The following is a 14,133-nucleotide window of genomic DNA, read 5'->3' as shown; positions in this document are numbered from 1 at the left end:
CAAGTGTGTAGCTCCGGGCCAGTCAAGCGAGGATCTGCTATTGGCCCAGGGATTCACTCTGCGGAACCAAGCGTATGCAGAAAGTGTTCAAATCAGCAAAAACCTGACATATGCCACTGGCCCCACGACCCCACGCCCTTCCTCGGGAGAGACGAGCGAAAGCTCCCTTGTGTTGCGATTCGATCACTGAAGCGATCAAGATCACAGTCAGGTCACGGAGCGTCAGCCGCGTTTGAGGGCGCGGATGATGCGCCACGTGTCCCGCCCTGGCGCGCATAAACCTTTCTTCAAACCCGACAACCGAAAGGGGTGAAACATTGCCCCCATATCGGGCATTGGGTTGACAGCGGACGGCTGAACCGGTCTCCTTGATCCCATGCCAGCGACCTCAGCCATGCACGTCACCCACATCCGTGGGTTCCGTAGCGCTGTCCAGGCCCGCTGTTGCTGTTCCAGCTGTCACAGCTGTTGATGCCCTAGCGCTCCAGCTCTGATCCAGCCTCTCCGGTCGAGCGTCTCTCTTCGTCTCCTCCCGCTCCTCCCCCACGCCTCGCACTTCCCGCGGCCCGTTTCCGGGCTGCCGACGCTCTCCGCGACTCCCCGCACGCGCACCCCCCATGCCGAGGAACCACCGCAGCCATGAACAGCGACAGCGACCTTCAGATCGCCGGCGACATCCTTGAGGTGCAGCACCTCCTGCAGCCCGCCCGCGAGCACCCCTCCACCGTCTCCGAGTTCGTCGGCCTCGCCCGCTCCATCGCGGCCGACCGCGCGCAGTGGGCCGGAATCGTCCAGTACGACTCCGCCTCCCGCTGGTACCACCGCCTGCACCAGGGCCCCGGCTACGAGGTGTGGCTGCTCAGCTGGGTGCCCGGCCAGGGCAGCGGGCTCCACGACCACGGCCTCTCCGCCGGCGTACTGACGGTGCTGGAGGGCCGGTTGACCGAGCGCACCGAGAGCGGGGCGCGGTCGCTCGGCGCCGGGGCGCAGCGTGCCTTCGGCCCGGGGTACGTCCACGAGGTGGTCAACGACTCGCTCGAACCGGCGGTCAGCCTGCACGTCTACTACCCGGGTCTGACCGAGATGCCGATGCACGCCACGCAAAGCGCCCCGACGGCCGTGGACGTCGTACCCGCCTGACAAACTGCTGTGCATGCGCATTGTTGTTCTGGCCGGTGGCATCGGCGGTGCCCGCTTCCTTCGCGGCCTCAAGCAGGCCGCGCCCGACGCGGACATCACGGTGATCGGCAACACGGGTGATGACATCCATCTGTTCGGGCTGAAGGTCTGCCCCGACCTCGACACCGTGATGTACACCCTCGGCGGTGGCATCAACGAGGAGCAGGGCTGGGGGCGGACCGACGAGACCTTCCAGGTCAAGGAGGAGCTCGCGGCGTACGGGGTGGGCCCCGGGTGGTTCGGGCTCGGCGACCGCGACTTCGCGACCCACATCGTCCGGACGCAGATGCTCGGCGCGGGCTATCCGCTGAGCGCGGTCACCGAGGCGCTCTGCGCCCGGTGGCAGCCGGGCGTGCGGCTGCTCCCCATGTCCGACGACCGGGTCGAGACGCATGTCGCCGTCGAGACGGACGGCGAGAGCAAGGCGATCCACTTCCAGGAGTACTGGGTGAAGCTGCGCGCCTCCGTCGAGGCGCAGGCGATCGTGCCGGTCGGCGCGGAGCAGGCCAAGCCGGCTCCGGGGGTGCTGGAGGCCATCGGCTCGGCCGATGTGATCGTCTTCCCGCCGTCGAACCCGGTGGTGTCCATCGGCACGATCCTCGCCGTGCCCGGGATCAGGGAGGCCATCGCCGAGGCCGGGGTGCCGGTCGTCGGCCTCTCCCCCATCGTCGGGGACGCGCCCGTGCGGGGTATGGCGGACAAGGTGCTCGCCGCGGTGGGCGTCGAGTCGACGGCCGCTGCCGTGGCCCGGCACTACGGTTCGGGGCTGCTGGACGGGTGGCTGGTGGACACGGTCGACGCGGGCGCGGTCGAGGAGGTCGAGGCGGCGGGGATCCGCTGCCGGGCGGTGCCGCTGATGATGACGGACGTGGACGCGACCGCGGCGATGGCCCGGCAGGCGCTGGAGCTGGCCGAGGAGGTCCGGGCGTGAGCGGTTCTGCTGGTGGCGGTGGGACCGCTCCTTCCGGTGCGCCCTCCTTCCGGGTCTGGGCGGTGGGCGGGATGCCCGAGGTGCGGGCCGGTGACGATCTCGCCAAGCTGATCGCCGCGGCCGAGCCCGGACTGGTCGACGGGGACATCCTGCTCGTCACCTCGAAGATCGTTTCCAAGGCCGAGGGCCGGGTCGTCCGGGCCGCCGACCGCGAGGCCGCCATCGACGCCGAGACCGTGCGGGTCGTGGCCCGGCGCGGTCCGCTGCGCATCGTGGAGAACCGGCAGGGTCTGGTCATGGCCGCCGCCGGGGTCGACGCGTCGAACACGCCGGCCGGGACCGTCCTGCTGCTGCCGGAGGACTCGGACGCCTCCGCCCGGGCCATCCGGGACGGGCTGCGGGACGCCCTCGGCGTGCGGGTGGGCGTCGTCGTCACGGACACGTTCGGGCGGCCCTGGCGCAACGGGCTGACCGATGTCGCGATCGGGGCGGCCGGAGTGCGGGTGCTGGACGATCTGCGCGGCGGGACGGACGCGTACGGCAATCCGCTCAGCGCCACGGTCGTGGCCACGGCGGACGAGCTGGCCTCGGCCGGGGACCTGGTCAAGGGCAAGGCGGAGGGGCTGCCGGTCGCCGTGGTGCGGGGGCTGGCGCACGCGGTGTCCGCCGACGCGGAATCCCCGGGCGCGCGTGCGCTCGTACGGAGTGCGGCCGACGACATGTTCCGCCTCGGGACGTCGGAGGCGATCCGTGAAGCGGTGACGCTGCGGCGTACGGTGCGCGAGTTCACCGACGATCCGGTGGACCCCGGTGCCGTGCGGCGGGCCGTGGCCGCCGCGGTGACCGCCCCGGCCCCTCATCACACGACGCCGTGGCGGTTCGTGCTGCTGGAGTCCGCCGGGTCGCGGACCCGGCTGCTCGACGCGATGCGCGACGCGTGGATCGAGGACCTGCGGCGCGACGGCAAGAGCGAGGAGTCGATCGCCAAGCGGGTGCGGCGCGGGGACGTCCTGCGCAACGCGCCGTATCTGGCGGTGCCGTGCCTGGTGATGGACGGCTCGCACACGTACGGGGACGAGCGGCGCGACGCCGCGGAGCGCGAGATGTTCGTCGTCGCGGCGGGCGCCGGCGTGCAGAACTTCCTGGTCGCGCTGGCGGGTGAGCGGCTGGGGTCGGCGTGGGTGTCCTCGACGATGTTCTGCCGGTCCGTGGTGCGGGAGGTGCTGTCCCTGCCGTCGTCCTGGGATCCGCTCGGGGCGGTGGCTGTCGGGCATCCGGCGGGGGCGCCGCGGGAGCGGGGCGCTCGGGACGCGGAGGCGTTTCTCACCGTGCGGTGAGGTGGGGGCGGGGCGCGCGGACGGGCCGGGAGACCGACCCGGGCGGGGTGTCTGCGCCGTCCTGGAGCGGTGGCCCGCTCTGATGGTGGCATGACCCTTGATCGGCCGATGTACCGCGTCAAGCGAAGGCTCCTGGGCAAGCCGCTCACCACCGAGCGCGTCGCCGAGGAGAAGCTGGACAACCGGACCGCCCTCGGCGTGCTCGCCTCCGACTGCATCAGTTCGTCCGCCTACGGGTCCGAACAGATGCTCCGGGTGCTCGTGCCGGTCGTCGGGGCGGCGGCCTTCACGGTGGTCATGCCGGTGACCGGCGCGATCCTGCTGGTGCTGCTGCTCCTCACCCTCTGCTACAGCGACGTCGTCAGCATCTACACACGGGCCGGCGGCTCCTATGTGGTCGCCCGGGAGAACTTCGGGCCCAATATCGCGCAGATCGCCGCGGTCGCGCTGCTCGTCGACTACGTCGTCACCGTCGCCGTGCAGGTCTCCGCCGGTACGAACGCGCTGATCTCCCTGGCCCATCTGGTCGGCAACGGCTGGACGGGCCTGGACCATCTGCAGGTACCGGTCTGCGTGGCGGTCATCGTGCTGCTCGCCTACGGGAATCTGCGCGGGGTGCGGGAGGCGGGCCGGACCTTCGCGTTGCCCGCCTATCTGTTCATGGCCGCCATGGGCCTCGTCTTCCTCGTGGCCTCGGTCCGCGCCCTGGCGGGTGACCTGCCGCGGGCCGATCTGAACGCTCCCGGCGTCGTGCCGCTCGGGGACCCCGGCGACGGCTGGCTCCACGGTGCGTCGATCTTCATCGTGCTGCGGGCCTTCGCCAACGGCGGCTCGTCCCTCACCGGGCTGGAGGCGATCTCCAACGGCATCTCCGCCTTCCGCGAGCCGCAGGGCCGCAACGCCCGTCGCACGCTGATCACCATGAGCTGCGTCCTCGCGGTGCTGGTCCTGGGCGTCTCCACGCTGGCCCACTACACGCATGCCGTCCCGTACACGGACGGCACCCCGACCGTCATCGCCCAGGAGGCCCGGCTCGCGTTCGGGAACGGATCCCTGGGAACGGTCGGGCTCGTCCTCGTCCAGCTGGCCACCGCGCTCGTCCTCTACACCGGCGCCAACACCCCCTTCACCGGGTTCCCCTTCCTCGCCAGCTTCGTCGCCCGGGACCGGTTCCTGCCCCGGCTGCTCACCCGGCGCGGGCACCGGCTGGCGTTCTCCAACGGGATCATCGCGCTCACGGCCCTCTCGCTGGCCCTGCTGCTCGTCACAGGCGCCCGCGTGGACCGCCTCGTGGCCCTGTACGCGATCGGCGTGTTCACCGCCTTCACCATGGCCGGGGCCGGACTCGCCGTCTACCACCTGCGGCGGCAGGGCCCGCTCCGCCGGGTCAAGATCGCGGTCAACGCGCTCGCGGCCGTCATCTCCGCCGCCGTCGTCCTGATCTTCGCCGTCACGAAGTTCACCGAGGGCGCCTGGCTGGTCGTCGTGGTCTTCCCGCTCGGCGTCTGGGCGCTGATCCGGATCAACCGGGAGTACCGGCGCGAGGCCGCCGCCCTGGAGCGCCTGCCGGCGGGCGCGGACCGGCCCCGGACCCGCCGCCACCAGGTCTTCGTCCTCGTCGAGACTCTGGACCTGGCCACCTTGAAGGCCCTGCGCCACGCGCACGAGCTGCGGCCCGACTCCGTCCGGGCCGTGCACTTCGCCATCGACGAGGAGCGCGCGCAACGGCTCGCCGCCGTGTGGGAGTCGACCTCCGCGACCTCCGTCGAGCTGGAGCTGGTGGCGTGCCCGGACCGTCGGCTGCGCCACGCGATGAAGGAGCTCGCCGTCCGCACCACCGAGGACGGGCGGAGCGCCCTGACGGTGATCGTGCCGCGGCGGATGTACGCCAACGCCCTCGGCAAGCTCCTGCACCGGGGCACCGGCGAGACCATGGCCCGGACCCTGGAGCAGCTGCCCCACGTCTCGGTGACGATCCTGCCGTTCAACGCCTCGCACGCCATCAGGGCACTGGAGGCGGACCGGCTGCCCGATCTGGACTGAGGCCGGGGCGGCCGGTCAGAGGTTCACGATGTTGCCCGGGGTCATCCGGGGCGCCCGGCGTTCCGGGGTGCGGCCCGAGAGCAGGATCAGACGGGTCGCCCGGTGGCGCTGGCCCTCGTACGGGGTCAGCAGGGCGAGCATCTCCTCGTCGTCCGCGTCCCGGTTGTCCGCGAGGGCGTGTCCCACGATGCCCGGGAGGTGCAGGTCGCCGACGGTGACCGCGTCCGGTGCGCCGTTCGAGCGCTGGAGGGTCTCGGCCGAGGTCCAGGGGCCGATGCCGGGGATCAGTTGCAGGCGGGTCAGTGCCTCGGGGAGGTCCATCGTCGCCGCCTCCTCCAGTCGGCGGGCCACGCGGACCGCGCGCAGGATGGTGGACGACCGCTTGGCGTCGACGTTCGCCCGGTGCCATTCCCAGGACGGGATCATCGCCCAGCCGCGCGGGTCCGGCATGACGTGCAGGCCCAGCTCGGCGGTGGGGCCGGGGGCCGGGGTGCCGAAGCGGCGGACCAGGTGGCGCCAGGCGCGGTACGCCTCGTCCGTGGTGACCTTCTGCTCCAGGACCGACGGGATCAGCGACTCCATGACCAGCCCCGTGCGGAGGAGGCGCAGCCCGGGGCGGCGGTGGCGGGTCAGGGCCAGCAGGCGGTGGCGGGGGACGAAGGCCTCCGGGGCGTCGTCGGCGCCCAGGAGCGCGGGGACGCCCGCCAGCAGCCAGTCCGCGCCGGGGCCCCAGGCCGCCGCCTCGATCCGTTCGCCGCGCGCGGCGAGACGCAGGGTGCCGGGGCCCTCGGGCGTGCGGGTGGCCCGCCAGAACGTACCGTCCGCGACCATCCGGAACGTGGGGTCCGCCGGACCCCGCCGCAGGGGACCGAGGACGAGGCGGAGGTCCAGGGGCCCGGGCGGGGTCCACTCCCGGGTCAGCGGCGGCCCCTCGGGCGCGGCCGGAGCCGTCCGGCGGGCCGGGGCGGCGGCCTGGTGCGGCAGCGCCGCTCGCGCGGTGTCCCGCGCGGTGCGGGGGGCGAATCGTCCTGCCACGGGGGCCTCGGGGTTCTGGGGGTGAGAGGTCGGTCCCTTCGAGGGTACGGGGGTGGCTCCGGGGCCACCGGTCCCGGGAGGCGGGTTCGGGCTACTGGTCCGAGGAGAAGCGGACCGAGGCGTCCGGCAGGACCGCGCCGCACCAGATCCTGATCCCGTCCCGCAGTTCGTTGTCCGCGCCCACGTGTGCCCCGTCGCCGATCACCGCGCCCGCCAGCACCGTACGGTCGCCGATCCTGGCGCCGGCCCCGACGAGGGAGTCCGTGATGACCGCGCCCGCCTCGACGACCGCTCCGGCCAGGATCGTCGAGCCGTCTATTCTCGCGCCCGCGCCGATCACCGCGTCGGCGCCGACCACCGTGCCGCCGGTGAGCTTGGCGTCGGCCGCCACCGTGGCCGTCTCCAGGACCAGGCGGTCGCCGCATCGGCCGGGGACCGCCGGGGAGGGGGCACGGCCCAGGACGAGGTCGGCGGAGCCGCGTACGAACGCCTGCGGGGTGCCCAGGTCCAGCCAGTACGTGGAGTCGACCATGCCCTGGAGGTGGGCGCCGGAGGCGAGCAGTCCGGGGAAGGTCTCGCGTTCGACGGAGACGGGGCGGCCGGCCGGGATGGTGTCGATGACCGAGCGCCGGAAGATGTACGCACCGGCGTTGATCTGGTCGGTGACGATCTCTTCCGGCGTCTGCGGCTTCTCCAGGAACGCCGTGACCCGGCCCGTCGCGTCGGTCGGCACGAGGCCGAAGGCGCGCGGGTCCTCGACCCGGGTCAGGTGCAGGGAGACATCCGCCCCGGAGACGGTGTGCGAGGTGACCAGGGCCCGGATGTCGAGCCCGGTCAGGATGTCGCCGTTGAAGATCAGGACCGGTTCGTCCGGCCCCGAGGACAGCTTCGGCGCGACGTTGCGGATGGCTCCGCCGGTGCCGAGCGGTTCCTGCTCGGTGACGTACTCGATGTGCAGGCCGAGCGAGGACCCGTCGCCGAAGTACGGTTCGAAGACCTCCGCCAGGTAGGACGTGGCGAGCACGATGTGCTCCACCCCGGCCGCCCTGGCCCGCGCCAGCTGGTGGGTGAGGAAGGGGACCCCCGCCGCCGGGACCATCGGCTTCGGGGTGTGCACCGTGAGCGGGCGCAGCCGGGTGCCTCTGCCACCGACCAGGAGGATCGCTTCTTTTGCCTCTGTCACAGCACCGTCTCTGCTTCCTGCTGGGGCCTGGCCTGGTTGTGGCTGGCCAGTCTAAGCAGACCGGTCGGAAACGCCCCGGTCAGCGGCCCTGCAGTTTGGCGGAGCTGGTCCGGGCCTTGCCGAGCTTCTTGTAGAGACGCGCTCCGGGGCATTCGGTTGCGAAGGCGTTGCGATGGCCCGAGATGACGTTCATCTTGACCTTCTTGCCCTTCGCGTACTTGCCGCTGCCGCCGGAGACGAGGGTGACCTTGCCCTTGGGGTTGGCCCCGAACAGTCCGAGCTTCCAGGCGGTGAGCTTGGAGACGGCGGTCACCGCGGCGGCGGGCGGGTTGGTGGAGGAGTACGTGCCGAGCACGGCGACCCCCATGGTGTTGGTGTTGAAGCCCAGCGTGTGGGCGCCCAGGACGGCCTTGGAGACGCCTCCGGCGCGGCCCTCGTAGATGTTTCCGCACTTGTCGACGGCGAAGTTGTAGCCGAAGTCGCGCCAGCCGCTGCTCTTGACGTGGTAGCGGTAGATGGAGCGGAGGACCGAAGGGGCCTGCTTGCAGGTGTAGTTGTTCCCGGTCGCGCTGTGGTGCACGAAGGCGGCCTTGACGGACTTGGTGTACGCGAAGTTCCGCTCGCGGAGCTTCTCGTCCGCGCCCCAGCCCTTGCGGGTGACGATCTTCGGGCGGGGCCCGATGTACGGCTTCGCGCCGGCCGCGACGATCGTCGCCTCCGCCTCCGTCTGCGCCTTGGTCAGCGCGGGGATGACGGCGGCGCCGAGGGGCGCGAGGTCCGCGTTGACGGCCGAGGTCGCGGCGGATTCGGCGGTGAGCGCCTCCGGCACGACCGCCGTCGTCGCCGGCGGCACCGGGCTGCCCGCGAACGTCGCCCGGGTGACGTGCCCGCCGGCCGTGGCGTCGGGGGCGGTTCGGGGCGCGGGGTCCTCGCCGGGGTCGACGAGTTCGAGGCGCAGCCCCTCGGGGAGCGGCGCGGCGGACCCGTGCTGCGGATCGGCCGCTTCCGGGCGTACGCGTACCTCCACGCCGTCCGAGTCGCCGACCCAGAGCGGGGCGGTCGATCCGCGCACGGCGCCGGACTCCCGCTCGGCGCTGCCCGGGTCGGCGGCGTGCTCGGCGTTGTGGGTCTCGACGTCCTGCCAGTGCGACCAGTCCGCGGAACCGGTCGCCCGGGTGCGGACCTGGACCGTGCCGTGGAGTTCGGCGTCGGCGTCGTCCCAGACCACGCCGACCAGGGAGAACGGGCGGGCGGTCCGCCGGTCCAGCCCCTGGCCGGCCGTCGCGGGGCCCATGGACCGGTCGGACGGTGCGGCGAGGGGTTCCAGGGGCAGGGACTGCGTCGAGCCGGCGAGCCCGGCCGAACGGGGCTCGCCGGTGCGCGGGGTGGCTGCTCCGGGGTCGCCGAGGACGCGCCCCGAGCCCTCTTCGCCGACCTCGTCGGCTTCGTTCGCGCGGTCGGGGGCGGCTGCGGTCCGGGCCGACGGCGGGCCGGACCCGGGTGACAGGGAGGGAGGCCGGGCCGAGGCGGAGTGCGCGGCCGGGACGGACAGGGCGGGGGCGGCGAGCGGCAGGGTGAGGGCTGCCGCGCAGGTGACGCCGACTGAGGTGACCAATAGTGCACGCATACGCATGATCCTGGCCATATGGTGATGAGTCCGGCGACCCGGGCGTCTGCCCCGACGTGACGCGCCGTCGGCCGAACCGGTGGACGTGACACCCGTTCAGCCCGCCCCGCACGGCGGCCCCGCGTACGCTTGCGCGGATGAACTCCAGCGACCGTACCCCTGCCGACCTGCTGCGATCCGCCCTCGCCGCGGACCCGGCACGCCCCCTGGTCACCTTCTACGACGACGCCACCGGAGAACGCGTCGAACTGTCGGTGGCCACCTTCGCCAATTGGGTGGCCAAGACCGCCAATCTGCTCCAGGGCGACCTCGCGGCGGAGCCGGGCGACCGGCTCGCCCTGCTGCTCCCCGCGCACTGGCAGTCCGCGGTGTGGCTGCTCGCCTGCTCCTCCGTCGGGGTCGTCGCCGAGGTCCAGGGCGACCCGGCCGCCGCCGATCTCGTCGTGACCGGTCCGGACACGCTGGAGCGGGCGCGGGCCTGCCGGGGCGAGCGGGTGGCCCTCGCGCTGCGTCCGATGGGTGGCCGGTTCCCGCGGACGCCCGAGGGGTTCGCGGACTACGCGGTGGAGGTGCCGGGACAGGGGGACCGCTTCGCGCCCTTCGCCCCGGTGGACCCGGAGGCGCCGGCGCTGGCCGTCGGCGGGATCGGGCTGACGGGCGCGCAGCTCGTCGCCCGGGCCCGTGAGGACGCCGACGCCCTCGGACTCGCGCCGGGATCCCGGCTGCTCACCGGGCGTTCGTACGACAGCTGGGACGGGCTGAGCGCCGGACTCTTCGCGCCACTGGCGGCCGGCGGGTCCGTGGTGCTCTGCCGCCACCTCGGGCAGCTCGACGCGGCGGGGCTGGCCGAGCGGACCAGGAGCGAGCGGGTCACCAACACCGCGGTATGACAAGCGCCCTGAGGTGCACTCGTCCGGCCCACAGCGGGCCGAGTCCTCGGTAATCGGCTCCGGAGCGGGTAGATGATCGGGCGGTACAGACCACTCTCCTGGCCGTGCACAACCAAGCGTGAGTTTCAGCCGTCTACTCCTGCGACCGGCGGCCCCTCGCGCCGCCGAACGTGAAGGATGGACGCAGACGTGACCGACAGTGCTGGCCCGCCGTCCGACCCGGACCACCCGGCCGGGGACAAGCCACAGGGCTCACCGGGCAGGTCGCAGGAGGAGTCCGGGCCCGAGGGCGCGAACGCCGGGGGCGGGGCCCCCGGGAGCGGTTCGCCGCGGGGCGGTTCGGACGGGAGCCCGGCGGCCGGGGACGCCCAGGGGCCCGCGGACTCCCCTCGGACCGCGAAGGACGCGGCGGCGGGGGCGGAGACCCCGGCCGCCGCGGAGCCCGGGACCGGGGCCGGCTCCGGGAACGAGACCGAGGCCGAGGCGGGCTCCGGGCCCGCGGCCGACGCCGGGCCCGGGGCCACGACCGAGGCGGATTCCGGGCCGGCGGCCGCGCTGACCGCCGAGCCCGACCCCGCGACCGAGCCCGCCACCGAGGCCCCCGAGCCCGCCGGGGCCGGGGGCGCCGGGGTGCAGACCTGGGCCGAGCGGCCCAAGGACGGCGGCACGGCCGCCCCCAAGAGGCACTGGCTGCGCTGGACCGCGCTCGGCGCGTCGTTCCTCGTGCTGGTCGCCGCGGGTGTGGGCTGGTGGATGTACCAGAAGCTCGACGGGAACATCACCACCGACACGAGCGCCGCCGCCGAGCTCAAGGCGTACGAGAAGGAGCGGCCGGCCCCGGTCGTCATGGACGCCCAGAACATCCTGCTCATCGGGTCCGACAGCCGGGCCGGGGACAACCGGAAGTACGGCCGGGACGACGGCGGCAGCCAGCGCTCCGACACCACGATCCTGCTGCACCTGGCGGCGGACCGGAAAAGCGCGACCGCCGTGTCCCTCCCCCGCGACCTCATGGTGGAGATCCCCAGCTGCCGCACCGCGGACGACAAGGAGACGCGGAAGCAGTTCACCCAGTTCAACACGGCGTTCGAGCTCGGCGGCACCGCCTGCACGATCCGCACCGTGGAGAAGATGACCGGCATCCGCGTCGATCACCACATGGTCGTCGACTTCAACGGCTTCAAGGACATGGTCGACGCCGTGGACGGGGTCGAGATCTGCCTCAAGGAGCCGATCGACGACAAGGACGCGCACCTGGAGCTTCCGGCCGGCCGGCAGACGCTGGACGGCGAGGAGGCCCTCGGCTACGTACGGGCGCGCAAGACCCTCGGCAACGGCAGCGACACCGAACGCATGGAGCGCCAGCAGCAGTTCCTGGGCGCCCTGGTGAACAAGATGCAGAGCAACGGCGTCCTGCTCAATCCGACGCGCCTCTACCCGGTGCTGGACGCGGCGACCAAGTCGCTGACCACGGACCCGGGGCTGGACTCGCTGCGCGACCTGTACGACCTGGTGCGCGGGATGCGGAACGTACCGACCGAGCAGGTGCAGTTCCTGACCGTGCCCCGGCAGCCGTACCGCAACAACGCGAACCGGGACGAACTCGTCGAACCGGACGCGGGTGACCTGTTCGAGCAACTCCGCGAGGACCGGCCCGTCGCCGTGGTCCCGGCCGACGAACTGGAGGAAGCGCGGCGGGAGCAGGAGGGGAAGCAGGACGGGAAGCCGGACGACGCGGGGTCCGAGAGTCCGACGCCCACGCCCACCTATTCGGGTTCGAGCGCGGCGGACGACCTGTGCAAGCAGTAAAGCAATTGCCAAGACATAGAACGCAATCGACGGCTAATGGGAAGAATGCCCGGTTGTAAAGGGCGTGGAATGTGTCACGCACGTCGCTCGACGCGGAATCGGCCGGATAGTGTGACGCGATCCGGTGCTTCCGGCCGTCAGGTCGTGCACTGCTGGAGCGAAGGAACGAGCGCCTTGCCGGGGGAGGGCGCCTCGCGTGGCACCGACGGAGGACGCAGGCAACCGTGGACGCGCACAGTCGTGGACGGGCGGACGATATCGACCCCGCCGACCAGTGGGTACTCAACCCGCAGACCGGCAATTACGAATTGCGACTGGATCACTCCACTGGGGAGTCGAGCAGCCCTTCGCGTACGGCTACGGCCGAGGAAACCGGTCGCCGGGGCGGCTCCCGGACCGGTTCGTCCCGCGAGGGTTCGGGGCGCCGCGGGGCCGGTTCCCGTGAGCGCGAGGGCGCCCCGGACGGGCCGCGCCGCGAGGTGCCCGGCCAGCGCAGCCGCCGCAGCTCCCAGGGGGAGCGCCGCGGGGCCGCCGAACCGCCCGCGGCCGGCCGCCGGAAGCGCAAGCCCCAGAAGTCGCGCAAGAAGAAGGCGCTGCTGTGGACGGGCGGGGTCATGGCGTTCGTCGTGGTCGCCGGCTCGGCCGGCGCGTACGCGCTCTACCAGAAGCTCAACGGGAACATCGACGCCATCGACGTGGGCGACGCCGGCAGCAAGAACGTCGTCACGGACGGCCCGATGAACATCCTGATCATCGGCACCGACAAGCGCACCGGCAAGGGCAACGAGGGGTACGGCGACAAGGGCAGCGAGGGCCACGCCGACACCACGATCCTGTTCCACGTCTCCGAGGACCGGACCAACGCGACGGCGATGAGCATCCCGCGCGACCTGGTGACCGAGATCCCCGAGTGCGAGACGAAGAACGAGGACGGCACCACCACGGTCATCCCCGGCACCGCGAACGAACGCTTCAACACCAGCCTCGGCCAGAACGGCCGCAACCCCGGTTGCACGATGCAGACGGTCGAGAACATCACCGGCCTCAAGCCCGACCACTTCATGATGGTCGACTTCAACGCCGTCAAGGCCCTGACGTCGGCGGTCGGCGGCGTCAAGGTCTGCATGGCGAAGCCGATCGACGACCCGAAGTCGCATCTGAAGCTGCCCGAGGGCGAGTCGAAGGTCGAGGGCGAGCAGGCGCTGGCCCTGCTGCGCACCCGCGACAGCTTCGGCAACCGGAGCGACCTCGACCGGATCAAGGTGCAGCAGCAGTTCCTCGGCTCCATGATCCGGGAGATGAAGTCGAGCGACACCCTGACCAACCCGAAGAAGTTGTACAAGCTGGCCGACGCGGCCACCAAGGCGCTGACCGTCGACACCGCCATCGGCGACGCGCAGAAGCTGATGACGCTCGCCCAGGAGATCGGCAAGGTCGACACGAAGAACATCAGCTTCCTCACGATGCCGGTCATAGACAACCCGGCCGAGCCGAAGCCCATCACCGTGGTCGTGGACCCGGTCAAGGGCGAGCAGCTGTTCGCGATGATGCGCTCCGACACCTCGCTGACCGAGGTGAAGCAGAAGGAGAAGGCCGCCAAGGGCAAGCAGGCGGCCCTGCTCAAGGGCCCGAAGGCCGAGGCCGCCGACGTACGCGTGGACGTCCTCAACGGCGGTGAGATCCCCGGCGCCGCGGGCTCGACCGTCAACTGGCTCCAGAACGTGCAGGGGGTGCCGAAGTCCACCAACAAGGCCAACGCACCCGAGAAGATCAAGAAGACGACGCTGGAGTACGCGCCCAACCAGGCCGACCAGGCCCGGGCGCTCGCCGAGATGATGGGACTTCCCGCAACGGCCATGAAGCAGGGCACCACCGACGCCGAGGGACTCGAGGCGATGGTGCTCACGCTGGGGGCGGACTTCAAGGGCGCGGGCCAGCTCATCACCGGACCGGCGAAGCCGCCGAAGGACATCGAGAAGGCAAGCGCCGACAAGGCGGTATGCGCCCAGTGACACCCGGTCACCGCGCCGCAGCGGAAATCTGAACAGCATGGGGGGTCCGGTGGGACGGAGCAGCACGCCCGGGGGGCGGACGAGATC

At 72.1% G+C, this 14,133-nt stretch carries 10 protein-coding genes; 7 read left to right on the top strand and 3 right to left on the bottom strand.

Translation table 11 applies throughout. The features are described 5' to 3' along the window. The first annotated feature begins 639 nt into the window (after positions 1 to 639). The 4 genes from DTB53_RS03040 to DTB53_RS03025 all read left to right on the top strand — a co-directional run bounded on the left by DTB53_RS03040 (position 640) and on the right by DTB53_RS03025 (position 5,490). On the top strand, positions 640 to 1,140 hold the full coding sequence (locus DTB53_RS03040) for a cysteine dioxygenase (protein WP_003968727.1): 501 nt from the start codon (positions 640 to 642) through the stop codon (positions 1,138 to 1,140). Positions 1,141 to 1,153: 13 nt separating this feature from the next. Further along, the gene (gene cofD, locus DTB53_RS03035; protein WP_003968726.1) at positions 1,154 to 2,110 is read left to right on the top strand and encodes a 2-phospho-L-lactate transferase; all 957 of its coding nucleotides are present in this window, start codon (positions 1,154 to 1,156) and stop codon (positions 2,108 to 2,110) included. Further along, positions 2,107 to 3,447 (top strand): coenzyme F420-0:L-glutamate ligase, encoded by a 1,341-nt coding sequence (locus DTB53_RS03030; RefSeq protein ID WP_075025206.1) that lies wholly within the window; start codon positions 2,107 to 2,109, stop codon positions 3,445 to 3,447. Before cofD ends, DTB53_RS03030 begins: the two co-directional genes overlap by 4 nt. Before the next feature lie 90 nt (positions 3,448 to 3,537). After that, positions 3,538 to 5,490: an APC family permease gene (locus DTB53_RS03025; RefSeq protein ID WP_012380652.1), complete on the top strand. Its 1,953-nt coding sequence runs from the start codon at positions 3,538 to 3,540 to the stop codon at positions 5,488 to 5,490. 15 nt (positions 5,491 to 5,505) lie between these two features. On the opposite strand, the gene DTB53_RS03020 is transcribed toward DTB53_RS03025, so the two are convergent. From DTB53_RS03020 to DTB53_RS03010, 3 genes are all read right to left on the bottom strand, one after another. Further along, positions 5,506 to 6,525 (bottom strand): DNA-3-methyladenine glycosylase family protein, encoded by a 1,020-nt coding sequence (locus DTB53_RS03020; protein WP_012380651.1) that lies wholly within the window; start codon positions 6,523 to 6,525, stop codon positions 5,506 to 5,508. Between the two features lie 91 nt (positions 6,526 to 6,616). Continuing rightward, positions 6,617 to 7,708 (bottom strand): mannose-1-phosphate guanylyltransferase, encoded by a 1,092-nt coding sequence (gene manB / locus DTB53_RS03015; RefSeq protein ID WP_012380650.1) that lies wholly within the window; start codon positions 7,706 to 7,708, stop codon positions 6,617 to 6,619. A gap of 79 nt (positions 7,709 to 7,787) precedes the next feature. Continuing rightward, entirely contained in the window at positions 7,788 to 9,335 is a 1,548-nt protein-coding gene (locus DTB53_RS03010; RefSeq protein WP_042497018.1) for a peptidoglycan recognition protein family protein, read from the bottom strand. Positions 9,336 to 9,472: 137 nt separating this feature from the next. Between DTB53_RS03010 and DTB53_RS03005 the strand changes: the two genes are divergently transcribed. The 3 genes from DTB53_RS03005 (at position 9,473) to DTB53_RS02995 (ending at position 14,046) form a co-directional block, all read left to right on the top strand. Next, entirely contained in the window at positions 9,473 to 10,225 is a 753-nt protein-coding gene (locus tag DTB53_RS03005; RefSeq protein WP_012380648.1) for a TIGR03089 family protein, read from the top strand. Positions 10,226 to 10,402: 177 nt separating this feature from the next. Continuing rightward, the gene (locus tag DTB53_RS03000; RefSeq protein WP_012380647.1) at positions 10,403 to 12,034 is read left to right on the top strand and encodes an LCP family protein; all 1,632 of its coding nucleotides are present in this window, start codon (positions 10,403 to 10,405) and stop codon (positions 12,032 to 12,034) included. A gap of 224 nt (positions 12,035 to 12,258) precedes the next feature. Then, the gene (locus DTB53_RS02995) at positions 12,259 to 14,046 is read left to right on the top strand and encodes an LCP family protein (protein ID WP_003968718.1); all 1,788 of its coding nucleotides are present in this window, start codon (positions 12,259 to 12,261) and stop codon (positions 14,044 to 14,046) included. Positions 14,047 to 14,133: the final 87 nt, after the last annotated feature.

This window comes from Streptomyces griseus (genome assembly GCF_900460065.1).
GTDB classification, from domain to species: domain Bacteria; phylum Actinomycetota; class Actinomycetes; order Streptomycetales; family Streptomycetaceae; genus Streptomyces; species Streptomyces griseus.
Note: the sequence above shows the minus strand (reverse complement) of the source record. Positions and strands in the feature narration are given on the sequence as shown.